This is a genomic window from Notoacmeibacter marinus (genome assembly GCF_002238045.1).
GTDB lineage: Bacteria > Pseudomonadota > Alphaproteobacteria > Rhizobiales > Rhizobiaceae > Notoacmeibacter > Notoacmeibacter marinus.
Window position 1 is genome coordinate 486,992 of sequence record NZ_NBYO01000002.1, and the last position, 23,472, is coordinate 510,463.

Sequence of the window (23,472 nt, forward strand, 5' to 3'; positions counted from 1 at the left end):
GAGGCCGCCCGCGCCGCGCCGCGCTTGATCGAAGTCAAATCGGCATGTTCGACTTTCGGTCACCCCTTCCGGCCGCTCACTGCACGCGGAACTTCACGCCCATCGAATTGCGATACTGGTTCGGCCCGATCTTTTCGAAGGTGACGCACTCGGTGCCCTTGGCGGGGCCGCGCGGAAAGGTGGTGCAGACCTGGTTGCCCTTGGCGCGCCAGGTGCCGTCGACCGAGCCGATCAGCGCGCGCGCCGTCACCGTGCCGTCGGGGCGGTAATTCATGGTGATCTTCATGCCGAAGCGCCGCGCGATGATGGTCTTGCCCTCCATCTCCTGCTTGATTTCGGCGGCGGTCATCGTCTTGGCCTCCGCGACAGGGGGCGCGCCGACCAGCGCAGCGGCGATAGCCAATGTGGGAACGATAAAGTGGCGCATGGAAATCCTCCGGTCCGATGCGGTGAGCGCGATCAGATGCCGCGCGGTCGCGAAGAATGTAGGGCAATGGCGCGAAACACCCAAGCGCCCGGCGACAATCCACTGCCGCCCCGAATGTGCGGGAGGCGCCGAACCGACCGCGCAGGCCAAAACGCGCCACCGGCGCGGCGGGCCGGAAGCGTTGAAAAGGACGTGAGCAAGCCGGCGGCCGGATCGTCGCTCCTGGGTAATGTAAGACCGCGACCATCCGGCCGCCGGCTGACGATTTGTGGCGTTCGCCTTTCAGACGGGGGGCCTTCCGGGCAAAGGGATGCCCGTGGCGGAACCCCGCCGCCGAGACCCTGCGCGGCGCGCAGGCAGCCCGGCTATCGACGACCCGCAGCCAAAGGGGATTGCTGCACCCCACCGCAACCGGCCACGGATCGCCGGCTGCGCGCTGCGCTCGTCACCGCCCTCCCAGGAATCTCCGGTTCGCGATCCCGTTGCTCCGAAAGGCGGCTGGCAAGGATGATAAGGGAGGTTGAGAGGGGGTGGATATCTCCACTTCTCGATATAGACTGGTTAAGACATTCGCCGTTTGACGCAAGTCTTTGCAGGCTCTCTCCAATCTCGGAGAGAGGGGGACACTATTATGAACATTGAGCAATTCGTTGCGGAGGTTCAGCGCCTTTACGCGACTGGCCAAGCCACGGAGCACTCCTACCGGGCGGCGTTGGGCCAACTCTTCGACAGTCTTTACGACAATGTGACGAGCATCAACGAGCCGACGCAGGGACGATCTGGTCGACCCGATTTCGTTTTGCTCCGCGGCCAGAATGACGGCACTCAAATTACGGTTGGCCATTGCGAGGCAAAGGATATCGGGCTCGATATATCGCCTCGCGGATTGAAGGACGCCAACAAGGCACAGTTCGAGCGATATCGCGCCGCGCTACCAAACCTCGTTTACACGAATGGGTTGGAATGGCGCTTCTACAAAAATGCTGAACTCGTAACCGAAATCCGCATCGCCGATTTCGTCATGGGCATCCAGCCACTTCCTCAGAATTACGACACGCTATGGCACCAGCTACGCGACTTCGCCGCCGAACGCCTGCAAACGATCATCTCCGCCGAAAGTCTCGCGAAGATGATGGCAGGCAAGGCCCTTCTCATGAAGGACGTTCTGTTCAAGGCCTTGCGCGACGACGAAGAACTGACAAGCGATCTCGCCGGCCAGTTCAAGGCATTTAAGGACCAACTCATTCATGACCTCGACGTGGCCGAGTTCGCCGACATCTACTCTGAGACCATCGCCTATGGCATGTTCGCTGCTCGGCTACACGACGAGACCAAATCGACTTTCTCGCGCGAAGAAGCGCTAACGCTGCTGCCGAAATCGAACCCGTTCCTGCGCAACCTCTTCAGCTTCGTGGCAGGACCAAACCTTAATGAAAGTTTGCGGCGCACCATCGACGAACTGGCCGAAATTTTCCAGGCCACCGACCTCGGAGAACTGTTCGCCAATTTCGGCTCGTTCACCCAGCGCAACGACCCGTTCATCCACTTCTACGAAACGTTTCTGGCCGAATACAACCCGGCCAAGAGAAAGGCGCGCGGCGTCTGGTATACACCTGAGCCGGTGGTCAACTTCATCGTCCGGGCCGTCGATGATGTGCTCAAGGATGAGTTCGGCTTAAAAGACGGCTTGGCCGATACGTCCAAGATAACTGTGGACTGGGATACTGGGCAACAAAACGCCAAGGGCAAGCCGATAATCGAGAAACGCGACGTGCATCGCGTCCAGATTCTCGACCCCGCCGCCGGAACCGGCACTTTTCTGGCGGAGGTAGTCAAACAGATCGCGCCGCATATTAAGGATGTCGCCCCCGCCGCCTGGCATCGCTATGTCGAGGAAAACCTGATCCCTCGCCTGCACGGATTCGAGTTGTTGATGGCCTCCTACGCCATGTGCCACATGAAGCTGGACATGATGCTGACCGAGATGGGCTACAAACCCACGGGTAATCCGCCGCGCTTGAATGTCTACCTGACGAACACGCTGGAGGAACCCTCGCCGGAGCGGCAGGACCTGTTCATGGCGCGATGGCTAAGCCACGAAGCGCAGCTTGCCGACGATGTGAAGAAGAACACGCCCATCATGTGCGTGATTGGCAACCCGCCCTATTCGGGCGAGAGCGCCAACAAGGGCGATTGGATCATGCGCCTAATGGAGGCCTACAAGAAAGAGCCGGGCAGCAATAGGAAGCTGAAGGAGCGCAATTCGAAGTGGATCAATGACGATTACGTCAAGTTCATCCGCTTCGCCGAACATATGATTGAGAAGACCGGCGAGGGTGTGCTCGGCTTCATCACCAATCACGGCTATCTGGATAACCCGACCTTTCGCGGGATGCGGTGGCACCTGCTCAAGACGTTTGATAAGATTTGGGTGATCGACCTGCATGGGAACGCGAAGAAGCAGGAAGTGTCGCCAGACGGATCACGCGACACGAACGTCTTCGACATTCAGCAGGGCGTAGCGCTGATCATGGCGGTGAAACGCAGGCATGCGGAGAAGGGTGTAGGGCAGATAAAGCGAGGAGACGTTTGGGGGTCACGAGAAGCGAAAGGCGTTTTACTTTCCAAAGCGGGTCTCGAACTCGCTTCGGACGAACTTGATACCGAGAACCGCTATCGAATGTTCTATCAGGTCGATGGTGCCCTGCTCGAAACATACGATCTGGGGTTTTCCTTAGAGAACCTTTTCCCAGTTCATGGGAATGGCATTGTCACAAAACGCGACTGTCTAAATATTCATCGAACACCAAATGAAGTTAAGGAGATGGTAGCGGCTTTACTTAGCGATTCCGAAGCTGACGTTCGGAGAAAATACAGACTTCCAAAAGATGTGCGGGACTGGCGATATGAATGGGCACAGGACGATGCGCTTGCGCATTCTCCTGATGTTCCGGTTCGGCAAATTGGCTACAGACTCTTCGATGATCGATACATCTTCTACTCAGGTCGAAGTCGAGGAGTGGTTGGCTGGCCTGTATTTAATGTAATGCGCCACTATCTAGAAAGTGAAAATATCGGCTTACTCTGTTCGAAAGCCCATAACGATGCCACATTCGCCCATTCATTCGTGACGCGACAGCCCACTGAGGCGATCTTTTTTTCGGCTACGACTGGCTCGAACGCGATGAACTTTCCACTCTACCTGTTCAAGCATGTCGCTGACGATCAAATTCAAGCGGAAGGCATTGCGAACCGTAGTGTCAATTTCGACCCCGCCATCCGCAATGCCATCGAGAAGGCCGGGACGCTGGAAGGCGGCGATGTACCCGACGAGGTGGCGATCTTCGACTATATCTACGGCGTCCTGCATTGCCCGGCCTATCGCGAGACCTATGCCGAGTTCCTGAAGATCGACTTTCCGCGCGTGCCCTACCCACCATCGCCAGAGGTATTCTGGGATGTCTCGGAGAAAGGCGGGCGCTTACGCCGCCTGCATCTTATGGAGAACGACGCCGTCAACGATACACCTTACCAATTTCAGGGCGAAGCGCCGGAGGGAGAGGATGGCGTGGTTGGCAAGCCGTTCTTTGTGGAGGCCGGCGATGGTATTGGCCTTATCGCCATCAACGGGACGCCCAAGGCGCCCGGGCAGCATTTCAAGAACGTGCCGACAATCGCCTGGGAGTTTTTCATCGGCGGCTATCAGCCAGCGCAGAAATGGCTGAAGGACAGGAAGGGCCGCGAACTCAACTTCGATGATTTGCGACACTACCAAAAGATCATAAAAATTCTCAGCGAGACTGATCGGATCATGGAAACGATAGAGATGCCGCTTGCCGCCCAACCTGCGGCATAATGGTTATCCACCCTTCCCCCATCCGCTCCTTTCCCCTATAACCATCATGGGTCGGAAAATATTCCGGTCTGGGGCGTAGTAACCCCGCGCAAGTGGCCGGTATCGAAGCCGGCCGATATCCTTCTCGGACAGCTATGGCCGGGGAGGCCTCGGTGCATGTCCAAGGCGAAAGCCTAAAGGCCGGGGCGGCCGCCTTGCGCGGTTTACTAACTCCCCGGTCACCAGAGCCCAAAGCCTGGTGGCCGATTTCCTTTTCTCAAGGGGAGTTGACCGATGGACGACTACAATTTCCGCGCCGATCTGCTCGACACGTTCCAGTCCGCGCCGGACGCGATCAAGGCGCTGATGCTGATCCTGCCGCTGGCCTTCGCGCTGGGCCTGATCGTCGCGCTGCTGCACCATTTCCGCGCCGCCCGGCGCATGGAACGCTACGACGCGATGGAGCGCGCCGCGCGCGAAGCCGAATGGGAGCGCATGATGGAGGCGACGCTGGCCGATCTGCGCTGGCAGGAGGAAGGCATGACGGGCCGTTCGCCGCGCCCGCTGAAGAAGGACGAGCGCTTCGACGAGACCCTGATGCTGGGCCGGAATTGACGGGAAAGGCTGCGTTTCACCTCCCCCTTGAGGGGAGGTCGGAGAGACGAGCGAAGCGAAGACGATCCGGGTGGGGGATGGACACGGTCGCATTGTCACCCCCACCCGCGGCTGCGCCGCGACCTCCCCCATCGGAGGGGGAGGTGGGCGGCGTCGTGTCTGAAGCGGATCGATGGCGAAGTTGGATGAGGGGGATAAGGGCAGCCTCCTCTCTGTCGGCTACGCCGACATCTCTCCCCAAGGGGCGAGAGTGGCGCGGTGCTGAGTTTTACCTCACCAAAATGCGGCATCGGCTCGGTGGGCCTCGCCGTGCCTGCCTGTCCCTCTCCCCCGCGGGGCGAGGGAAGCGCGGCGCGCACCCTCCCCCATTGTGGGGAGGGTCGGACCATGGGTCCGGGGTGGGGGATGGAGAGTGTCGCACCGTCACCGTCCGGGCATTCTCCGACCGCCGAGCCGACGTTCGATGACGCGCCGCCGGGGATGAAGGAACGGTCCCTACTTCCCCGGTTTGCCGCTTTTGGTCAGCCGCTTCTTGCGGCGGGCATCGCCCTCATCCTCATAGGAGCCGAGGCCGATCTTCGCGCGGCGCACCGGCTTGACGTCACCGGCATGGTCGGCGGCGGAGAGGCCGGGCACCTCCTCCGGCGCGGGGTGGACGACGCGGCTGGTATGGACCGGCTTTTCCGGCAGCGCGCCGCCCTTGCCGACGATCTTTTCGGTGCGGCCGACGGTCATCTCGTCGAGGCCGGGCTTGCGGAAATAGCTTTCGCCCCGTGCGCCCATCTCGTCCAGCTCCGGCTTGCGGAAATAGGAGGCGTCAGAGGTCGCACCCTCGTTCCCCGGCCCTTCGCTTTCGCTACGGGCGTTCGCCTTCTGCCTGGCCGGCTTGCCTTGTGCCTTACGCTTGCGGCTGTCGCGCGTGTTCTCGATGCCCGCATCCCGTTCGAGCGGATCGGCGAGAACCTCCAGCTCGGTCTGCTGCAGGCGCTTGATCTCGTCGCGCAGGCGCGCGGCGGTCTCGAAGTCCAGATCGGCGGCGGCATCGCGCATCTGCTTTTCCAGCGCGTCGAGATGGGCCTTCAGATTGTTGCCGACGAGCGCGCCCTCATCCTTCGCCGCGCCCTTACGGCCCTTGCCGCCGGTAATGTCGGCGCGCACATGGTCGGCCTCGTAGACGCTTTCCAGAATATCGGCGATGTGGCTCTTCACGCTTTCCGGCGTGATGCCCTGCGCCTCGTTCCAGGCCTTCTGCTTTTCGCGGCGGCGCGCGGTCTCGTCCATGGCGCGCTTCATCGAGCCGGTGACATTGTCGGCATAGAGGATGACCTTGCCGTCGACATTGCGCGCGGCGCGGCCGATGGTCTGGATCAGCGAGGTCTCTGAGCGGAGGAACCCTTCCTTGTCGGCGTCGAGGATGGCGACGAAGGCGCATTCGGGAATGTCGAGCCCCTCGCGCAAGAGGTTGATGCCGACGAGCACGTCGAACGCGCCGAGCCGCAGATCGCGGATGATCTCGATGCGCTCCACCGTGTCGATGTCGGAATGCATGTAGCGGACGCGCACGCCCTGCTCGTGCAGATATTCGGTCAGGTCCTCGGCCATGCGCTTGGTCAGGACGGTGCAGAGCGTGCGGTAGCCGGCCTCCGCCGTGGCGCGGATTTCGCCGAGCACGTCGTCGACCTGGCTGCTGGCGGGCCGCACCTCGACGGGCGGGTCGATCAGCCCGGTCGGGCGAATCACCTGTTCGGCGAAGACGCCGCCCGCCTCGTTCATCTCCCAGTCGCTGGGCGTGGCCGACACCGCGACGGTCGGCGGGCGCATCGCGTCCCACTCCTCGAAGCGCAGCGGCCGGTTGTCCATGCAGGACGGCAGGCGGAAGCCGTATTCGGCAAGCGTCGCCTTGCGGCGGAAGTCGCCGCGATACATCGCGCCAATCTGCGGCACGGTGACATGGCTCTCGTCGATGAAGAGCAGCGCATTGTCCGGGATGTATTCGAACAGCGTCGGCGGCGGCTCGCCGGGTTTCCTGCCGGTCAGGTAGCGCGAATAATTCTCGATGCCGGGGCACGCGCCGGTTGCCGCCATCATCTCCAGATCGAAGCGGGTGCGCTGTTCCAGCCGCTGCGCTTCGAGCAATCGCCCGGCCCGCTCCAGCTCCTCCAGCCGCCATTTCAGCTCGGCCTTGATGCTTTCCATCGCCTGGTTGAGCGTCGGCTTCGGGGTGACATAGTGGCTGTTGGCGTAGATCTTGACGCTTTTCAGATCAGCCGTCTTCCTGCCGGTCAGCGGATCGAACTCGGTGATGCTCTCCACCTCGTCGCCGAACAGCGAGATGCGCCAGGCCTGATCTTCCAGGTGAGCCGGGAAGATTTCGATCGTATCGCCGCGCACGCGGAACGAGCCGCGCACGAAATTGATGTCCTGGCGCTTGTATTGCTGGGCAACGAGATCGGCGAGAAGCTGGCGCTGGTCGATGCGGTCGCCGATGGCGATCTGGAACGTCATGGCCGTATAGGTTTCGACCGAGCCGATACCGTAGATGCAGGAGACCGAGGCGACGATGATGACATCGTCCTTCTCAAGCAGCGAGCGCGTGGCGCTGTGGCGCATCCGGTCGATCTGCTCGTTGATCGACGAATCCTTCTCGATATAGGTGTCGGTGCGCGGCACGTAGGCTTCGGGCTGATAGTAATCGTAATAGGAGACGAAATACTCCACCGCATTGTTCGGGAAGAACTTCTTGAACTCGCCATAGAGCTGGGCCGCGAGCGTCTTGTTCGGCGCAAGGATGACGGCGGGACGCTGCGTCTCCTCGATCACCTTGGCCATGGTGTAGGTCTTGCCGGAACCGGTGACGCCGAGCAGCACCTGCGTGCGCTCGTTCTGATTGGCCGCCTCGACGAGATCGGCAATGGCGGTCGGCTGGTCGCCCGACGGTTCGAACGCCGTCACCATGTCGAGTTTGACGCCGCCCTCTGATTTCGGTGGACGCGCCGGGCGATGCGGCGCCCAAGTGCCGTCCTTCATCTCGGGCCGGCCATGCTCGATCAGTTGCGACAGCGCATCGACCGTCGCGGTCACCGCGCCGGTGGCGGCGAGCTTGGAGGCGTCTTCCAACGATACGTCCAAGCCGGCGACCGGATTGAGGCCGGCAGCCGCGCGTTCCTTCGGATCGGAGGTGCCGCCGATCAGAATGCCCGCGCCCGTACGCTTGTTGCCGACCGTGTTGGAGGCGGCCTTCTTCGCATCGCGCTTCTTCTTGGCTTCGGCGGCGCGCTTCTTCTTCTCCGCCAGCACGTCCTCGGCTTCCGAAAGCTCGACCTTCTTGCGGTGCTTGCCGGCTTCGGACGCGCGGCGGCGATTCTCTTCCTTGCGAGCGGCCTTGGCTTCCGCCTCTTCGGCTTCGCGCGCCAGATCCTTCGCCCAGTCCGTTATCGACCCGCCCTCATAGGGCGCGGCTTCGAAACCGGATTGCGGCGCTTCGCCGAAACCGTCGGACGGTTCGGCCTTTCGGTGAGGCGGATATCGTTTTCCCATGCGCCCAATATGGTTCCGCGAGGGCGCGATGGAAAGGGTTGTTTGCGCGGACTACTGACAGTTCAATATGCAAGCCGGGCCACGATGAAGGGCCGCGGATCGCCGGACGCATCGGCATGATACTCGACCGTCTCGACCACGAAATCCGCATCGGCTGGCAGCCGCGAAACGATGGCGTCAAGACTCGTCCCCCAGGCAGAGGAATCATAGATCTTTTGCCGCGCATGACGTTTCGCGATCAGTTCCAGAGCCGTGCATCGCGTTTCGCCATCCAACTAGAGTCCGGCACGCGGCCGTCCTGCCCCGGCGGCCGCCATGACGGCGCCTATATCGAGAACCGGCAGTATGTCGCCGGCTCCGGCACGCTCGGCCGATGCTGATGCGGTATGAAAGACGACAAATTCGTCTGTACGCCACGATGAAATTGCCGTTCTTTCCGTGCTGCCTCTACGGCAATATCAGCGACGATTTCCGTCGCTCATCGAAGCGCGCTCAGGTGTGGGCGCGCACCTTGGCCAGCAGTTCGCGCCGGCGCCGCTTGGAGCGGATCTGGTCGGTGCGAACATTGAGCGGCATAACCTTCGGCCCCTTGGCGATCTGCCGGTCGAAGCGGAATCGCCGTGAGGCCCCGACTGGCAGGCTTTCCGGTGCGTAGAGCGCAACGACGGTCAGATCGAGCTGGTCGACATGATCGACGTCGATACCCTCCTCGTCATTGGCTTCCAGCATAGCGGAGACGATATCGTCGAAATGGCCGATATCGAGGAACTCTCCAGTGTTCAGGCTTCCCTGCGCCATTTTCGAACGGGGGTCCTGTCCCAGATCTTCCGGCAGATCGCGCAAATCCGTGAGGCTGAGTTCGATCTGTCTCTCCGCGATATGAAGCGTGCCGATCAGACTGGTGACGTAAAGCGGCTGGGCGCTCATATTGGTAACGAGGCACCGGCTGCGCATTCCCTTGCCGGCCGCTCGCGTGATCAGGATCGACGAACGCCGACCGGCCCGAAACTGGATGAAGAGCAGTTGCAGATAGGTGATCCACACCGCAAGCATCATGGCGCTGAGAATGGTGCTGATAGCGCCGCTATGGTTCGACAACCATTGCAACATGCGAAGTTTTCCCTTGCCGGATCGGCGGTCCTGTCGCCGGCCGAACGCGCCCTCTAAAGCCGGCAAACGACAAGGTCAAACGCCAAATGCATGTGCCGCCAAATGAATTCGGTCGCCTCTCATTTGACGGATCGGCAGTCTGCAACAGATGCAGCGCCAGACTTCAGTGATGCGATGGATGGGATAGTGGCGTAGATGAGAGATCGCAAAAGCACGATGCGCGTACCGGCCATGCCGGCCGACGCCAATGCAGCCGGCGATATTTTCGGCGGCTGGGTTATGTCGCAGATGGATCTGGCGGCGGGTATCCGCGCTGCCGAGAGGGCCGGCGGACGGGTCGTCACGAAGGCGGTCAGGGAGATGGCGTTCGAAAAACCGGTCAAGATCGGCGACACGGTGGCGGTTTACACGGATGTCGTGGCTGTCGGGCGCACATCGATGACCTTATCGGTCGAGGCTTGGGCGCAACGCTATCACACGCATGAACAGGAACGGGTCACGAGCGCCGAATTCGTGATGGTTGCGCTGGACGCGGAGGGGCGCCCGACGCCGGTACCCGCGGCTAACAAAGACTAACCGTGCCGCTGTAGCGGAAGTTTTACTTGCCGGACCGGAAGGTTCGGGCAATAATCCTGTCTATACGGGCGGTGGGCTCGGTGGATAGACCCTTTCGCGCCGCGACGTCTGTTCTCCGATCTGTCATTCGTATGACGGTTGCCTGGCAGCCGTCTCCACGCCGCTGCCCATGAGCTCCCCCACCATGGTTCAGCAGACTTTCGTAGAGGGGGAGGGACGACTTCGAATGAGCCAGACCGGCACCGTCAAATTCTTCAATTCCGAAAAAGGCTTCGGCTTCATCACCCCCGAGGAGGGCAGCTCGGACGTTTTCGTGCATATCTCCGCCGTGCAGGCATCCGGCCTCGATACCTTGTCAGAAGGGCAGAAGGTCAGCTTCGAAACCGAGCCGGACCGCCGCGGCAAGGGGCCCAAAGCGGTAAACCTCACCACACTCTGACGCTCTTCGCCGATCATCACATGCGAAAGGTCGCCCTGCCCGGGCGGCCTTTCTTTATTTGTGCCGGGCGCTGAACGAGCCGTTCAGCCACCGTTCAGGTGGAGGCAGGCAGTCTCCTCTCTACCGGCGGGCAGAACCGCCGATCCAATTTCGGAGTGAGATGATGTTTCGCCGCTTTTTCCACACCACCCTTTGCGCCATGATGATTGCGGGCATTGCCCTGCCCTCCGCCGCACAGGCGCAGTCGCGCTACAGCGTCTACGAATATTACGAAACCTATGAGGACGACGGCTGGGATGGGGGCTGGGACCGCCGCGACGTGATCTTCGAAGAGCGCCGTCGCGCTGAACGAAGGGCGGAGCGCCGTGCGGAACGGCGTCGCGCCGAACGAAGGGCCGAACGCCGGCGCGATCGCGATGATGCGACGAAGTTCATCGCCGGCGCGGTGGTCGGACTGGCCACGGCCGCCATCATCTCCGGTGCGACCCGACAGGATAACCGCCCGGTCTACCGCGCCGCGCCGCGGCGGGCGCCGACCCGGGTCGGCGGTCTGGAGCCTTGGACGCCCGAATGGCGCCGCTGGTGCAGCAATCGCTACCGGTCCTTCAACCAGAACACCGGCTTCTGGCGGGGCTATGACGGCAAGACCTATTTCTGCCGTCCCTGACGCCGGGCGTATCTGAAACGAACAAATGGCCCGGGGAAGACGATCCGCCGGGCCGTTTTGCGTCAAGCGCCCGATGCGATGAAGGGATTGGTCCGCCGCTCTTCGCCGAACGTGCTGCCTGGCCCGTGCCCGCAAACGAACGAAACATCGTCGCCGAGCGGCAGCAATTTCTTGCGAATCGACTCGATCAGCGTTTCCGCATCGCCGCCCCAAAGGTCGGTCCGACCGACCGAGCCCCGAAACAGCGTGTCGCCGACCTGCGCGAATTTGTGTTCCCTGTTGTGGAAGATCACATGGCCCGGCGCGTGACCGGGCGTATGGTAGACATCGAAGCTGTGACCGCCGAACGAGACAGTATCGCCATCGCTCAGCCATTTGTCGGGCTTACAGTTGCGGGCCGGGTCGGACGAGCCGAACATTCTGGCCTGTTGTTCGAGCTGATCCAGGAGCGGCTCGTCGTCGCGATGCGGCCCGACGATCGGCAGGCCGTCCAGCTTGTCCTTCAGGTCCATCGCGCCACCGGCATGATCGATATGGCCATGCGTGAGCCAGATCGCTTCGATCGTCAGATTGTTGCTTTCGATGACGTCCATGATCCGCGCCACCTCGCCGCCGGGATCGACGACGACGCCGGCGCGCGTGTCTTCGTCGAATAGGATGGTGCAGTTCTGCTGAAAGGCGGTAACCGGCACGATGCCGACTGATAGCTTACCCATGAAACACTCCGTAATGGACGGCTGCGGACCATAATCGGGCCAGCCGGCAAAGAACAGGCAGTCATCGCCGGTTCTTGTGCGCGTCGCGCGGCTTGCCTATGATATGTCAGCATGACTGACCAGTTCGGCCCGGAGACCGATTGCTGAATGGCAAAAGCCCCATCCGCTGCCGAGAACGGATCGGCCGAGAAGAATGCCGCGGCGAAGTGGGCGGTCCGCTACTCCAATATGCAGGAATTGCTCTTTTTCGCCTATCGGGATTTTACCGCCGGCCCGGATGCGATCCTCAGTGATTACGGCTTTGGCCGCGCCCATCACCGCGTGCTGCATTTCGTACATCGCTGGCCGGGGCTCACCGTCGCCGATCTGCTGGAAATTCTCGGCATCACCAAGCAATCGCTCGCCCGGGTTCTGAAACAGTTGATCGACGCCGGCCATATCGAGCAGAAAACCAATGTGCGGGACCGCCGCCAGCGCGAACTCTATCTCACGAAGGAAGGCGAGAGCCTGGCGGCCGCCCTTTCTGCGCCGCAATGGCGGTTGATCGAAGAGGCCTTGCAGGCGGCAGGCACGGAGCATTACGACGCTATTGTCGCCTTTTTGCGCCGTATGATCGATGAGGATGGCCGCCTTGCGATTGGCGCGCTGGAAGAGCACCGACGCCGCCCGGAAGGAGATTGAGGCCCATGTCCGTACTGGAAGAGACGCCATCGCCGGCGGGCATGCCTCACCCGGACGACGAGAAGATGCATATTCTCGTCGTCGACGATGACAGCCGCATTCGCGAATTGTTGCAGACTTTCCTGATCCGCCGCGGGTTCCGTGTCACGGTTGCGGAAGACGCGGCGACCGCGCGCCGGGCCCTGCGGGGCCTGACCTTCGATCTTCTCATCCTGGACTGGATGATGCCGGGCGAAGACGGCGTCTCGCTGACCAGATCGCTGCGTGAAACCATGAATGTGCCGATCCTGATGCTGACGGCGAAGGCCGAAACCGACAGCCGGATCGGTGGGCTGGAGGCAGGCGTCGACGATTACCTGCCCAAGCCTTTCGATCCGCGCGAACTGCTGCTGCGCATCGAATCGATCCTGCGCCGCGCCGCGCCGCCAAGCAAAGACGAGCCGGCCATTGTCGCCTTCGGGCCCTTTACCTGGGCGACGGGTACGCGTGAACTGAAGCGTGGCGGCGAGCCGGTTCGTCTGACCGACCGCGAGCAGGACATGATGAGCATTTTCGTTGCCAGACTGGGAGAGACGGTGCCCCGCCACGAACTGGTCGCCGATGGCGTGGAAGTCGGCGAACGGACAATCGACGTCCAGATCAACCGACTGCGCCGCAAGCTGGAAGCGGACTCGGCCAATCCGCTCTGGCTCCAGACGGTGCGCGGCATCGGCTATCGGCTGAATCCCGTCATCGGATGAGCATCGAACCCGGCGCCGAACAGGAAAAGGAAAGCCGCTTCTCCGGCCGTTCCGCCGGCGCGCTTGTCCTGTCCGCATTCATGGCGGTCCGCGAAGCCTGGCGCCGGTTCTGGCAGCCGATCTTCCACCGCCTGCCCAAACGACTCTATGCCCGCTCGCTCATCATCGTGATCGCGCCGATGCTGATCCTGCAATCGGTCATCGCGCTCGTTTTCATGGAGCGGCACTGGACTCGCGTCACCGAGATGCTCTCGGACCGCGTTTCGCAGGAGATCGCGGCGATCATCGATCTGATCGAGGCCGAACCCGGGATTGCCGATATGGACAGGATCGCGCAGATCGCCCGCGAACGGTTCGACCTGCAAGTGGAACTGTTGCCCGCGACGCCTTTGCCGAACACGACCAGCCGGCCCTTCTTCTCGCTTCTCGACACCGTGCTGACGGAGCAGATCGACGATAATATCGGCCTGCCCTTCTGGATCGACACGGTCGGCCAGTCGCGCTTCGTCGAAATCCGGATTGCGCTGGACGATGCGGTGCTGCGCGTCGTGACGAACCGAAACCAGGCCTATGCCAACAATAGCGAGATCTTCATCTTCTGGATGGTCGGCGCGTCTCTCGTTCTGATCGCCGTCGCCGTGATTTTCCTGCGTCAGCAGATCCGCCCGATACAGCAGCTTGCCGCCGCGGCTGAGAGCTTCGGCAAGGGCCAGCCCATGCCGGCGGAATTCCGGCCACGCGGCGCCGAGGAGGTGCGACGCGCCAGCCTCGCCTTCATTCAGATGCGCAACCGCATCGAACGCCAGATCGAACAGCGCACCGCCATGCTGGCGGGCGTCAGCCACGATCTGCGCACCATTCTGACCAGGTTCAAGCTGCAACTGGCGCTGGCCGCCGAGGAAACCGACACCGACGCGCTGGAGCGCGACGTAGCGGACATGCAGACCATGCTGGAAGCCTATCTGGACTTCGCGCGTGGCGACAGCGAAGAGGCCGTTGCGCCTTTCGATCTGGCGACCTTCTTCCAGACCATGGCGGATGAAGCCAGGCTGAAGGGCCGCGAGGCGGTATGGCACATTGAAGGCGACCCCGAACTGATCGTCCGGCCGATCGCCTTCGGGCGAATGCTGCATAACATCGTGGCCAATGCCATGCGACACGCCGAGAGGATCGCATTATCGGCCACGCATACGGACAAGACGATCACCATCTGCATAGACGATGACGGCCCCGGCGTGCCGAAGGAACAGTATGATGTGATCTTCCGTCCGTTCACGCGGCTGGACGACGCCCGCAATCTCGATCAGTCCGGCACGGGACTGGGCCTGTCCATCGCGCGCGACATCGCGCGCAGCCATGGCGGCGACATCCATCTCGACAAATCCAGAATGGGCGGGCTGGAGGTGACGATCAGACTGCCGTTGTAACCGCCCGGTTGCTCAGAACAAACGCCCGCCGATCGGAACGTTGTGATCCGGGGCCAGCAGCACCACTTCGCCATCTTCGTCCGGCACGCCGAGCGTCAGAACTTCGCTCATGAAAGGCCCGATCTGGCGTGGCGGGAAGTTCACCACCGCCATGACCTGACGGCCGACCAGCTTGTCGGCCTGGTAATGGCGTGTGATCTGTGCGCTGCTTTTCTTCTCGCCAATCGGATCGCCGAAATCGATCCGCAGCTTGAAGGCCGGTTTGCGCGCTTCGGGAAACGGCTCCGCCGCGACGATCACGCCAACCCGGATATCGACCTTGAGAAAGGTATCGAAATCCGTTTCGACCGCCGGTGCGCCGCCCTTGCCCATCCCGATCAGGCCGTGCCGAAGGTTTCGAAGATCGCAGCCGCCATGGCGTCTTCGGCGCGCGAACCCTCGACGACGAAATGGAACGCCTGGAAATAGGCCTCGCAGCTTTCCAGCGACGCCGCCAGCAGACGCTCGACCTGTAATGCTGTCGGCTCCAGCCCGCCCGGCAGAATGAGCGAATGGCGAAACATCACCGCGCCTTCGCTTTCCCACAGATCGAAATGGCCGAACAGAAGCTGCTCGTTGATGATGGACAGAAGCCGGGTGATCTCGCTCTGGCGCGGGCGCGTCACCGTCATGTCGAAGGCGCAGGCAAGATGCAGCGCCTCGTGCTCGTCCAGCCATGAATAGCTGACATGATAATCCGCCCACTGCCCCGCAACCGAAATGGCGATCTCGTCGTCGGTCGTGCGCTCGAAGCTCCATCGATTGTCATTGGCCACCGATTCGATGACATCCACCGGATGAACGTCACGCGGATCGAAAATGGAATGGAGCGCCATGTAAGCTGTTCCTCGTCGCCTGTTCGTGCGCCCCATGCCGCCGCGCATGGAGCGCCTCCGCCCGGATCCTCGCCTGCCGGGACGGCCTTGGCTCGAATCATCTTGTAGATTCAGTCTATTGATCCGGACTCCGGGCGAAAGCCCCAAGGCGATTTGAGTAGTGAACAACGACACTTCAGGTTGAATCAATTGATTCAGAGATCACCGATAAGTGACTCCGCCATCTGGCTTTTTCGAACCGGTCACTTTGTTGAAAACTTTCTGTGAAAACGGTCGAATGTCGGAATGAGGCTGTGATGCTAGTCGGTATCGCCGCCTGCTTCTTTGTCATCGCCGGCATGCTTGGCTTCGAGTGCGGCAACGCGCTCGCCAAGGGCCTTGGCTTCGGCGCGGGCGCGTAACGCCACATCGCGCATGGCCTCGAACTCCTCCCGGCTGACCAGATCGAGCGATCCGGTGAACCGTTCCGCCTGCGTGCGAACCGCCGTCTCCACCTCACGCCGCGCCCCCTGGGCAACGCCGGCCGCGTCGGTAACGAGACGGGCCAACTCATCGAGGAAGCGGCCTGGACCGGCAGCACCGCCGCGTCCGCTCGTTCTGGCGCGACCGAACGGGTCGGTGCCGTAGGGATCGGTGCCATAGGGGTCGCCATGGCTGCCCCCGGCGAATTCGTCCTGACCGAAGGGGTTGCGATCGTCGTTCTGCATGGCACGCTCCAAAATTGGTCTCAATTGGATTTAACGTCACTTTGCTGCGTTGCAAGAGACATCTTGACCCGGGGACGCCGGCCCGCGCATGGTCCGCGCCATTCCCGCCCGACCGATGGAAGGAAGCCCTTTCGTGCTGGACGCCCTGCGCCCCCTTGCCCTTATCCCCTACCCCGAAATCGATCCGGTCATCTTCTCGGTCGGCCCGCTGGCCATCCGCTGGTACGGGCTCGCCTATATTGTCAGCCTGCTGCTGGCCTGGTTCTACGTCAAGCGCCTGCTGCGCAATAACAGGCTATGGGCACATGGCCACGCGCCGATGACGGCGCAGCAAACCGACGATTTTCTGCTTTGGGCAATGGTTGGCGTCGTGCTCGGCGGACGTCTCGGCTATGTGCTGTTCTACGAGCCGATGCGCTATCTCTCCGAGCCGGCGGCAATCCTTCAGATCTGGTCGGGCGGCATGAGCTTTCACGGCGGCGCGCTCGGCACCATCCTCGCCATGATTCTCTACAGTCGCCGCCATGGCATTCCCACCTGGTCAATGCTCGATGTCGTCGCGGCGGCGGTGCCGATCGGGCTGTTCTTCGGCCGCATCGCCAATTTCATCAATGCCGAATTGTGGGGCGCGCCGACCGACCTGCCCTGGGCGATGATCTTTCCGACCGACCCGGAAGGGCTGCCGCGCCATCCGAGCCAGCTCTACGAGGCGTTTCTCGAGGGTATCGTACTGTTTCTCATCCTGCGCTGGCTGACCCACAGCCGGCTGATGCTCAAACGGCCGAAATTCGTCGGCGGGGCCTTCGTCGCAGGCTATGGCGTCTGCCGCATTCTGGTCGAGTTCGTCCGCGTGCCGGATGCCCAGCTCGGCTATCTGTTCGGCGGCTGGCTGACGATGGGCATGGTGCTGTCGATTCCCATGGTGCTGGCAGGCACATGGGCAATGGTGACGGCCCGCCGGCCGGAGAGCGCACCAGCTTCGTCCGCATGAGTCTGAAAGACAGGATCAGCGCGCAGATCGCCGCGAACGGGCCGATGCGCATTGCCGATTACATGGCGCTCTGCCTGTTCGATCCGGCGGACGGCTACTACACGACGAAAGAGCCGTTCGGCGCCGATGGCGACTTTACCACCGCGCCGGAGATCAGCCAGATGTTCGGCGAACTGGTCGGCGCGGCGCTGGTCGGCCACTGGAACAGGCTCGGCGCCCCGCACCCATTCACGCTTGCGGAAATCGGGCCGGGCCGCGGCACGCTTTTCGCCGATATGAGCCGCACCGTCGCCGCCCTCGCTCCGGATATGATGGAAGCCGCCGATGCCGTGCTGATCGAGGCGAGCCCGCGTCTGCAAACCTTGCAGGCCGAGCGGCTTGCCGAAACGGGCATCGCGGCAAGGCATGTCGCTTCGCTCGACGACATCGCGCCGGACAGCCCGCTGATCATTGTCGGCAATGAATTGTTCGATGCCCTGCCCTTCCAGCAATTCGTCAGAACGGAAAAGGGCTGGCGCGAACGCGTCGTTCTGCTGGACGACGAAAACGATCTGGCTTTCGGCATTGGGCCGGGCACGATCGACGATGCCCTGCTGTCGCCCAGCCTAAAGGCAACTGACATCGGCGCTGTTTTGGAAATCTCGCCGCAGCGTGGAGCCCTGATGGATGAGATCGCCCATCGCCTCGCCCGGCAGGGCGGTGCCGCGCTCTTCTTCGATTACGGCCACGTTGACCCCGGCTTCGGCGACACGTTCCAGGCGGTCGCTCGCCATGCCTATGCCGACCCGCTGGCCGAGCCGGGCCGCGCCGATCTGACCTCCCATGTCGATTTTGCCGCGCTCGCCGCCACCGCCCGAAGCCACGATCTGAACGTCACCCTCTCGACGCAGGGCGAGTGGCTGCTGCGCCATGGCCTTCTGGAACGCGCCGGCGCGCTCGGCGCGGGCAAGGACGACCAGACACAGGATCATCTCCGCGGCGAAGTGCAGCGTCTCGCCGGCAACGAGCCGGACGAAATGGGCGACCTCTTCAAGGTGATCGAGATCACGCCTTCTCAAACGGAATGAAGGCCGGACGAATTGTCCTTTTCGCAAGGTCAGTTAGCCGGACAATCCGAATCGGGTTTTGAAGACTTACGTCCCACAGAAGGTCGCGGTCACGCGCTGCTGATCGGTCGGCGGAGCCGCATAATCGGCTTTGTCCGGCCGGCTCTCATAGGGCCGCGACAGCACATCCATCAATTCGTGCATTGGCGTCAGATCACCGTTCAGCGCCGCCGCGATCATCGCCTCCACCCGATGGTTGCGGGGGATGAAGGCCGGGTTGACCGCATCCATTGCCGCCTGGCGCTCCGCTTCGGATATGCCCTGCCGAGCCAGACGCCGCCGCCAGACCTCCGCCCATTTGTCAAAGACGGTCGGATCGGCAAAGAGATCGCGCGCTGGCGCGTCGGTAGAAGGCCCACCCTCATTCGGCAGCTTGCCGAGAGCGCGGAACAGATTGGTGAAATCCACCATATTGGCCGACATGCGCGACAGAAGGTCGGCGACCAGCGCCGGATCGCCCTCCTCCCGTTCGTCGGCAAGGCCGATCTTGCTGCGGAATCGCGCGACAATGGCCGCATCGAAACGCGGCGACACGCTGTCGATCAGCGCCTGCGCATCGGCGATGGCCAGATCCTTGTCCCCGTTCAGGATCGGAAGAAGCGCCGAGGCCAGGATCGCTAGGTTCCATTGGGCGATGGGCGGCTGGTTGGAATAGGCGTAGCGCCCGCCCCGGTCGATCGACGAGAACACCGTATCGGGGTGGTAATCGTCCATGAAGGCGCAGGGACCGTAATCGATGGTTTCGCCCGATAGCGTCATATTGTCGGTGTTCATCACGCCGTGGATGAAGCCGATGGACTGCCAGTGGCTGACCAGCGCGACCTGCGCATCGATAACCGCCTCCAGCATCGCGAGATACGGGTTCTCGGCCTCTCGCGCTTTGGGATAGTGCCGGGCGATGACATGATCGGCCAGCATTTTGACAGCCTCCACATCGCGTCGCGCCGAGAAATACTGGAACGTGCCGACCCGGATATGGGATCGAGCGACGCGCGTCAGCACCGCGCCCGGCAGAACCGTCTCGCGGACCACCTCATTGCCTGTGGCAACAGCCGCCAGCGACCGCGTGGTCGGCACGCCGAGCGCCGCCATCGCTTCGGAAACGACATATTCGCGTAGCACCGGTCCGAGCCAGGCAAGCCCGTCGCCGCCCCGGCTGAACGGCGTCGGCCCGCCGCCCTTCAATTGCAGATCGCGCCGGACGCCGTCCGTGCCGGTTACTTCGCCGATCAAAATAGCGCGTCCGTCGCCGAGCTGCGGCACCCAGCCGCCGAACTGGTGACCGGCATAGGCCATGGCGATGGAGGCTGCTCCCTCCGGCAGGCGCTGGCCCGACAGCATGGCGAGCCCTTCCTCGCTGCGGAGCCATGCGGCATCGAGACCGAGCACTTCGGCCAACCCCTTGTTCAAGGCCAGCAGCGCCGGCGCTTTGGGCCTTGCCGGGGCAACCCGGGCGTAGAAGCGTTCTGGCAGTTGGGTATAGCTGTTGTGGAATGTCGGAAATTGCTCTGTCATGATCCTGCCGGTTCGGCCGCGCACTGTTCTGGCGCTTTCCCGTTCTATGTAGGTCGTCCAGACCGCCTCGAAACCACCGGAGAGCGACCAGCCCATGACGTCTGAGACCGAAATGAAAGAAGGGCGCGAAGTGCCGCCCATCATTCGCCATGGCGCCCTCGATGCCTTGAAAGGCATTCGCCACGGCTTTTTCACCCGGCAGGGCGGTGTCTCGAACGGTATCTACGACTCGCTCAATATCGGCGCCGGTAGCGATGACGAGCCGGGCAAAGTCGAGACTAATCGCCGGCGCGTGGCGGACGCCCTCGGCAGCGATCCGCTGGTCTCGACACCCTGGCAGATCCACTCGCCCGATGTCGTTACCATCGACGCCCCGCTTTCCGGCGAGCGTCCGAAATCCGATGCGTTGGTGACGAAGACGCCGGACGTCGCCATTGGCGTGGTGACGGCCGATTGCGGGCCGGTCCTCTTTGCCGATCCCGACGCCGGTGTGATCGGCGCGGCCCATGCCGGCTGGCGCGGGGCCTTCAGCGGTATTCTGGAAAACACCGTCCACGCAATGGAGGCGCTCGGCGCGGAACGCCAGCGCATTGTCGCTATCCTCGGCCCATCGATCAGCCAGCCCTCCTATGAGGTCGGGCCCGAATTCGTCGAACGCTTTCTGATGGCGAACGAAGACAACCACCGCTGGTTCGCCCCGTCCCAGAAGACGGGTCATGCTCTTTTCGATCTCGTGGGCTTTACGCTGAACAGGCTGGCAGAGTTCGGCGTACAGGCCGAGACGCTGGGGCTCTGCACTTATGAGGACGAGCACCGCTTCTTCTCCTATCGCCGCACCACCCATCGCGGCGAAGGAGATTACGGCCGACAGATCAGCGCGATCATGCTGGCCCGTTAAGCTTCTCCACACCTCCCCATCTCATCGCGGGTTGCAAAGGGCGGCCCTGCCCCTTATGGCAGCGGCAGGACATCGGCCGGAACGTTTTTTTGATGAAGCTCTTCGCGGGTAACAGCAATTCGCATCTGGCCGACGCCGTCGCCAGCTATCTTGATATTTCGCTTGGCAAGGCTTCGGTCCGCCGTTTCGCGGATCAGGAAATATTCGTCGAGATCAACGAGAATGTGCGTGGCGAGGACGTGTTCGTCCTGCAGTCCACCTCGTTCCCGACGAACGACCACCTCATGGAACTGCTGATCATGATCGACGCGTTCCGTCGTTCATCGGCAAAGCGCATCACGGCGGTCATTCCTTATTTCGGCTATGCCCGACAGGACCGCAAACCTGCCGCGCGTACGCCCATCTCCGCCAAGCTCGTCGCCAATCTGATTACCGAGGCGGGAGCCGACCGCGTCCTGACGCTGGACCTTCACGCCGGGCAAATTCAGGGTTTCTTCGACATTCCGACCGACAATCTCTACGCGGTGCCGGTCATCTCGCGCGACGTGAAGGCCAAATACGACCTCTCCAACACCATGGTCGTTTCGCCCGATGTGGGTGGCGTGGTACGCGCCCGGGCTTTAGCCAAACGTCTCGATGCACTGCTTGCCATCGTCGACAAGCGACGCGACCGCCCCGGCGAATCCGAGGTCATGAACGTGATCGGCGATGTTACCGGCAAGGATTGCATCCTGATCGACGATATCATCGATTCCGGTGGCACGCTCTGCAATGCCGCCGCGACCATCATGGATCGCGGCGCGAAATCCGTCACGGCCTACATCACCCATGGCGTGCTGTCGGGCAAGGCGGTGGAGCGGATCGAAACGTCCAAGCTGAAGGAATTGGTCATCACCGATTCCATCCAGCCGACCGAAGCGGTCAAGAACGCCGAGAAAATCCGCGTTCTTTCGATCGATCAGCTGATCGGCGAAGCCATCAATCGCACGGCGCTGGAGCAGTCGGTCTCTTCGCTCTTCGATTGAACGGAAACGCGGCGTTTTTTTCCAAAGCAGTCCAGCAAAAAGGGCGCCGATTGGCGCCCCTTCTCATTCAAGCCGCGTGGCCGGACCGATCACATGCCGTCGATGGCCTTCACGACCGGCTCGCCATTACGCATGGTCGGCGTATCGACATCGGTCGAGCCCGGACCGAAATCATAGGTCGTGTTGTCATTGGTCTCGTCATGAAGCATCAGCGACAGACCCGGTCCCGGCGTACCGGTCAACTCGATGGAAAGATCATCGGTGCTGCCGGGCTGGACCGCAATGTGACCGAGATTGGCGGGAGCCGCGCCTTCTGCGTCGTCATGCACGACCAGATAACCGGCCGTATCGGTGTTGACGCTGATGCCTGTGATCTTGCCGTCCTCGACTTTTGCGTTATCGACGCCGATCATGGCTGCTGAACTGGCCTGATCGTTGTCGTTGTTGTCCTGCGCATAGGCGCCGGAAACACCAAGTGCGAAAGCCGCTGCGGTCGTAAGAATAAGCTTGTTCATATCGTCCTCCAAAAGTCGAAGCGATCGCATGATCATCGCGCGATCGTCGTCAGGTAGAGAACGGACTGCCGGCGTTTCCTGTTCCATGGCCATTTCAGGGAATTTTCATGGCGCTTGCCCTTACTCCCGCAATGCGATAAGGCCCCTGCCAGCCACGCAGACACCCTTGGAGGCACCGTGGTCGGGGCGAAGGACGGGCAGCCGTCGGTTCGCCCTCCGGCGTTTTGGCACAGCGAAAACGTCACTCCATAATTTGAAAGGAACTACGCTATGAGCGAGAGCTACGAGCTCGCGGCCGAGCGTCGCGAACGGGTCGGTAAGGGGTCCGCCCGCGCACTGCGCCGTGAAAACAAGATCCCCGCCGTGATTTACGGCGACAAGAAAGACCCCCTGTCCATCGCCCTGCCCTATAAGGACGTGCACCTGAAGGCGACCACGCCCGGCTTCCTCACCACCATCGCGACGATCGATGTGGATGGCGAGAAGATCCAGGTCCTGCCGAAGGATTTTCAGGTCGATGTGGTGAAGGACTTCACCATGCATGTGGACTTCCTGCGGGTCGGCAAGAACACGCAGGTGACGGTGGCGATCCCCGTGCACTTCATCAATGAAGAGCAGTCGCCAGGCCTCCACCCAACCGCAAGCGAAGACGAGAACGGCGATCCCATCGTGCCGGGCGTTCTGAACGTCGTTCGCCACGAAGTGGAAGTGGTCTGCGCCGCAACGTCCATTCCGGACGCGCTGGAGCTCGATCTTGCGGGCGCCGAGATGGGCGCGTCGCTTCACATTTCGAGCGTCAAGCTGCCGAAAGGCGTAGAGCCGACCATCACCGACCGCGATTTCACCATTGCAACGATCGCCGCCGCCGATTCCCTGGCTTCGCAGAGCGACGACGAGGAAGTGACCGAGACGGAAGTGATCGAACAGAATGTCGACACGGTCGAGGGCGAAGAATCCGCCACCGAAGAAGCCGGTACGGACCGTCCCGATCAGGACTGAGGCAAAAGCCGGTCCATGAGAATGATACGAAGGGGCGGAGCGATCCGCCCCTTTTCTTTTGGCCCGTGCTT

23 protein-coding genes are annotated in these 23,472 nt (G+C 62.0%); 14 read left to right on the top strand and 9 right to left on the bottom strand.

All coding sequences use genetic code 11. The features are described from left to right. Positions 1 to 76 precede the first annotated feature (76 nt). Complete coding sequence (locus tag B7H23_RS10485; protein ID WP_094077354.1) at positions 77 to 427, bottom strand: hypothetical protein; 351 nt, start codon at positions 425 to 427, stop codon at positions 77 to 79. A 631-nt stretch (positions 428 to 1,058) separates the two neighbouring features. Here B7H23_RS10485 and B7H23_RS10495 point away from each other — a divergent pair. Together B7H23_RS10495 and B7H23_RS10500 are read left to right on the top strand one after the other, a co-directional pair. After that, entirely contained in the window at positions 1,059 to 4,283 is a 3,225-nt protein-coding gene (locus B7H23_RS10495) for a type ISP restriction/modification enzyme (protein WP_094077356.1), read from the top strand. Between the two features lie 273 nt (positions 4,284 to 4,556). Next, entirely contained in the window at positions 4,557 to 4,877 is a 321-nt protein-coding gene (locus B7H23_RS10500; RefSeq protein WP_094077357.1) for a hypothetical protein, read from the top strand. A gap of 495 nt (positions 4,878 to 5,372) precedes the next feature. Here B7H23_RS10500 and uvrB read toward each other — a convergent pair whose 3' ends face one another. After that, a complete protein-coding gene (gene uvrB, locus B7H23_RS10505) occupies positions 5,373 to 8,414 on the bottom strand; it encodes an excinuclease ABC subunit UvrB (protein ID WP_094077358.1) in 3,042 nt (1,013 codons plus the stop codon). A gap of 224 nt (positions 8,415 to 8,638) precedes the next feature. On the opposite strand from uvrB, the gene B7H23_RS16055 reads away from it, so the two are divergent. After that, the gene (locus tag B7H23_RS16055) at positions 8,639 to 8,794 is read left to right on the top strand and encodes a hypothetical protein (protein WP_158215820.1); all 156 of its coding nucleotides are present in this window, start codon (positions 8,639 to 8,641) and stop codon (positions 8,792 to 8,794) included. 112 nt (positions 8,795 to 8,906) lie between these two features. Here B7H23_RS16055 and B7H23_RS10515 read toward each other — a convergent pair whose 3' ends face one another. Then, positions 8,907 to 9,524: a hypothetical protein gene (locus B7H23_RS10515; protein ID WP_094077360.1), complete on the bottom strand. Its 618-nt coding sequence runs from the start codon at positions 9,522 to 9,524 to the stop codon at positions 8,907 to 8,909. A gap of 195 nt (positions 9,525 to 9,719) precedes the next feature. On the opposite strand from B7H23_RS10515, the gene B7H23_RS10520 reads away from it, so the two are divergent. The 3 genes from B7H23_RS10520 to B7H23_RS10530 all read left to right on the top strand — a co-directional run bounded on the left by B7H23_RS10520 (position 9,720) and on the right by B7H23_RS10530 (position 11,206). Next, positions 9,720 to 10,100, top strand: coding sequence for an acyl-CoA thioesterase (locus B7H23_RS10520; protein WP_094077361.1), 381 nt, complete (start codon positions 9,720 to 9,722; stop codon positions 10,098 to 10,100). A gap of 226 nt (positions 10,101 to 10,326) precedes the next feature. Further along, entirely contained in the window at positions 10,327 to 10,539 is a 213-nt protein-coding gene (locus tag B7H23_RS10525) for a cold-shock protein (RefSeq protein WP_094077362.1), read from the top strand. A gap of 160 nt (positions 10,540 to 10,699) precedes the next feature. Continuing rightward, the gene (locus B7H23_RS10530) at positions 10,700 to 11,206 is read left to right on the top strand and encodes a BA14K family protein (RefSeq protein WP_094077363.1); all 507 of its coding nucleotides are present in this window, start codon (positions 10,700 to 10,702) and stop codon (positions 11,204 to 11,206) included. Positions 11,207 to 11,268: 62 nt separating this feature from the next. Here the strand turns inward: B7H23_RS10530 and B7H23_RS10535 are convergent, their stop codons facing one another. After that, a complete protein-coding gene (locus B7H23_RS10535) occupies positions 11,269 to 11,922 on the bottom strand; it encodes an MBL fold metallo-hydrolase (protein WP_094077364.1) in 654 nt (217 codons plus the stop codon). A 147-nt stretch (positions 11,923 to 12,069) separates the two neighbouring features. Between B7H23_RS10535 and B7H23_RS10540 the strand changes: the two genes are divergently transcribed. From B7H23_RS10540 to B7H23_RS10550, 3 genes are all read left to right on the top strand, one after another. After that, complete coding sequence (locus B7H23_RS10540; protein ID WP_094077365.1) at positions 12,070 to 12,603, top strand: MarR family winged helix-turn-helix transcriptional regulator; 534 nt, start codon at positions 12,070 to 12,072, stop codon at positions 12,601 to 12,603. 5 nt (positions 12,604 to 12,608) lie between these two features. Then, on the top strand, positions 12,609 to 13,343 hold the full coding sequence (locus tag B7H23_RS10545) for a response regulator (protein WP_094077366.1): 735 nt from the start codon (positions 12,609 to 12,611) through the stop codon (positions 13,341 to 13,343). Positions 13,344 to 13,423: 80 nt separating this feature from the next. Next, complete coding sequence (locus tag B7H23_RS10550) at positions 13,424 to 14,770, top strand: ATP-binding protein (protein ID WP_094077733.1); 1,347 nt, start codon at positions 13,424 to 13,426, stop codon at positions 14,768 to 14,770. Positions 14,771 to 14,782: 12 nt separating this feature from the next. On the opposite strand, the gene B7H23_RS10555 is transcribed toward B7H23_RS10550, so the two are convergent. The 3 genes from B7H23_RS10555 to B7H23_RS16240 all read right to left on the bottom strand — a co-directional run bounded on the left by B7H23_RS10555 (position 14,783) and on the right by B7H23_RS16240 (position 16,352). Beyond that, entirely contained in the window at positions 14,783 to 15,142 is a 360-nt protein-coding gene (locus tag B7H23_RS10555; protein ID WP_094077367.1) for a tRNA-binding protein, read from the bottom strand. Positions 15,143 to 15,147: 5 nt separating this feature from the next. Continuing rightward, a complete protein-coding gene (locus tag B7H23_RS10560) occupies positions 15,148 to 15,645 on the bottom strand; it encodes a type III secretion system chaperone family protein (RefSeq protein WP_094077368.1) in 498 nt (165 codons plus the stop codon). 299 nt (positions 15,646 to 15,944) lie between these two features. After that, a complete protein-coding gene (locus B7H23_RS16240) occupies positions 15,945 to 16,352 on the bottom strand; it encodes an accessory factor UbiK family protein (RefSeq protein ID WP_094077369.1) in 408 nt (135 codons plus the stop codon). A gap of 115 nt (positions 16,353 to 16,467) precedes the next feature. Here B7H23_RS16240 and lgt point away from each other — a divergent pair, with 115 nt between their 5' ends. After that, positions 16,468 to 17,343: a prolipoprotein diacylglyceryl transferase gene (gene lgt, locus B7H23_RS10570; RefSeq protein ID WP_094077734.1), complete on the top strand. Its 876-nt coding sequence runs from the start codon at positions 16,468 to 16,470 to the stop codon at positions 17,341 to 17,343. Then, positions 17,289 to 18,410, top strand: coding sequence for a class I SAM-dependent methyltransferase (locus B7H23_RS10575; RefSeq protein WP_240535062.1), 1,122 nt, complete (start codon positions 17,289 to 17,291; stop codon positions 18,408 to 18,410). Before lgt ends, B7H23_RS10575 begins: the two co-directional genes overlap by 55 nt. A 66-nt stretch (positions 18,411 to 18,476) precedes the next feature. Here B7H23_RS10575 and B7H23_RS10580 read toward each other — a convergent pair whose 3' ends face one another. Further along, positions 18,477 to 19,964: a protein adenylyltransferase SelO gene (locus B7H23_RS10580; protein WP_094077736.1), complete on the bottom strand. Its 1,488-nt coding sequence runs from the start codon at positions 19,962 to 19,964 to the stop codon at positions 18,477 to 18,479. A 94-nt stretch (positions 19,965 to 20,058) separates the two neighbouring features. Here B7H23_RS10580 and pgeF point away from each other — a divergent pair, with 94 nt between their 5' ends. Further along, the gene (gene pgeF / locus B7H23_RS10585; protein WP_420814479.1) at positions 20,059 to 20,862 is read left to right on the top strand and encodes a peptidoglycan editing factor PgeF; all 804 of its coding nucleotides are present in this window, start codon (positions 20,059 to 20,061) and stop codon (positions 20,860 to 20,862) included. Positions 20,863 to 20,954: 92 nt separating this feature from the next. Further along, positions 20,955 to 21,887 (top strand): ribose-phosphate pyrophosphokinase, encoded by a 933-nt coding sequence (locus B7H23_RS10590; protein ID WP_094077371.1) that lies wholly within the window; start codon positions 20,955 to 20,957, stop codon positions 21,885 to 21,887. An 89-nt stretch (positions 21,888 to 21,976) separates the two neighbouring features. On the opposite strand, the gene B7H23_RS10595 is transcribed toward B7H23_RS10590, so the two are convergent. Next, positions 21,977 to 22,402, bottom strand: a complete 426-nt coding sequence (locus B7H23_RS10595) for a DUF7282 domain-containing protein (protein ID WP_139943859.1) — start codon at positions 22,400 to 22,402, stop codon at positions 21,977 to 21,979. A gap of 270 nt (positions 22,403 to 22,672) precedes the next feature. Between B7H23_RS10595 and B7H23_RS10600 the strand changes: the two genes are divergently transcribed. Next, the gene (locus B7H23_RS10600) at positions 22,673 to 23,401 is read left to right on the top strand and encodes a 50S ribosomal protein L25/general stress protein Ctc (RefSeq protein ID WP_094077373.1); all 729 of its coding nucleotides are present in this window, start codon (positions 22,673 to 22,675) and stop codon (positions 23,399 to 23,401) included. Positions 23,402 to 23,472: the final 71 nt, after the last annotated feature.

Coding starts and splice junctions, on each gene's coding strand:
- B7H23_RS10485 (WP_094077354.1), bottom strand. CDS start 427: ATGCGCCACTTTATCGTTCCCACATTGGCTATCGCCGCTGCGCTGGTC.
- B7H23_RS10495 (WP_094077356.1), top strand. CDS start 1,059: ATGAACATTGAGCAATTCGTTGCGGAGGTTCAGCGCCTTTACGCGACT.
- B7H23_RS10500 (WP_094077357.1), top strand. CDS start 4,557: ATGGACGACTACAATTTCCGCGCCGATCTGCTCGACACGTTCCAGTCC.
- uvrB (WP_094077358.1), bottom strand. CDS start 8,414: ATGGGAAAACGATATCCGCCTCACCGAAAGGCCGAACCGTCCGACGGT.
- B7H23_RS16055 (WP_158215820.1), top strand. CDS start 8,639: ATGACGTTTCGCGATCAGTTCCAGAGCCGTGCATCGCGTTTCGCCATC.
- B7H23_RS10515 (WP_094077360.1), bottom strand. CDS start 9,524: ATGTTGCAATGGTTGTCGAACCATAGCGGCGCTATCAGCACCATTCTC.
- B7H23_RS10520 (WP_094077361.1), top strand. CDS start 9,720: ATGAGAGATCGCAAAAGCACGATGCGCGTACCGGCCATGCCGGCCGAC.
- B7H23_RS10525 (WP_094077362.1), top strand. CDS start 10,327: ATGAGCCAGACCGGCACCGTCAAATTCTTCAATTCCGAAAAAGGCTTC.
- B7H23_RS10530 (WP_094077363.1), top strand. CDS start 10,700: ATGATGTTTCGCCGCTTTTTCCACACCACCCTTTGCGCCATGATGATT.
- B7H23_RS10535 (WP_094077364.1), bottom strand. CDS start 11,922: ATGGGTAAGCTATCAGTCGGCATCGTGCCGGTTACCGCCTTTCAGCAG.
- B7H23_RS10540 (WP_094077365.1), top strand. CDS start 12,070: ATGGCAAAAGCCCCATCCGCTGCCGAGAACGGATCGGCCGAGAAGAAT.
- B7H23_RS10545 (WP_094077366.1), top strand. CDS start 12,609: ATGTCCGTACTGGAAGAGACGCCATCGCCGGCGGGCATGCCTCACCCG.
- B7H23_RS10550 (WP_094077733.1), top strand. CDS start 13,424: ATGGCGGTCCGCGAAGCCTGGCGCCGGTTCTGGCAGCCGATCTTCCAC.
- B7H23_RS10555 (WP_094077367.1), bottom strand. CDS start 15,142: ATGGGCAAGGGCGGCGCACCGGCGGTCGAAACGGATTTCGATACCTTT.
- B7H23_RS10560 (WP_094077368.1), bottom strand. CDS start 15,645: ATGGCGCTCCATTCCATTTTCGATCCGCGTGACGTTCATCCGGTGGAT.
- B7H23_RS16240 (WP_094077369.1), bottom strand. CDS start 16,352: ATGCAGAACGACGATCGCAACCCCTTCGGTCAGGACGAATTCGCCGGG.
- lgt (WP_094077734.1), top strand. CDS start 16,468: ATGGAAGGAAGCCCTTTCGTGCTGGACGCCCTGCGCCCCCTTGCCCTT.
- B7H23_RS10575 (WP_240535062.1), top strand. CDS start 17,289: ATGGGCAATGGTGACGGCCCGCCGGCCGGAGAGCGCACCAGCTTCGTC.
- B7H23_RS10580 (WP_094077736.1), bottom strand. CDS start 19,964: ATGACAGAGCAATTTCCGACATTCCACAACAGCTATACCCAACTGCCA.
- pgeF (WP_420814479.1), top strand. CDS start 20,059: ATGACGTCTGAGACCGAAATGAAAGAAGGGCGCGAAGTGCCGCCCATC.
- B7H23_RS10590 (WP_094077371.1), top strand. CDS start 20,955: ATGAAGCTCTTCGCGGGTAACAGCAATTCGCATCTGGCCGACGCCGTC.
- B7H23_RS10595 (WP_139943859.1), bottom strand. CDS start 22,402: ATGAACAAGCTTATTCTTACGACCGCAGCGGCTTTCGCACTTGGTGTT.
- B7H23_RS10600 (WP_094077373.1), top strand. CDS start 22,673: ATGAGCGAGAGCTACGAGCTCGCGGCCGAGCGTCGCGAACGGGTCGGT.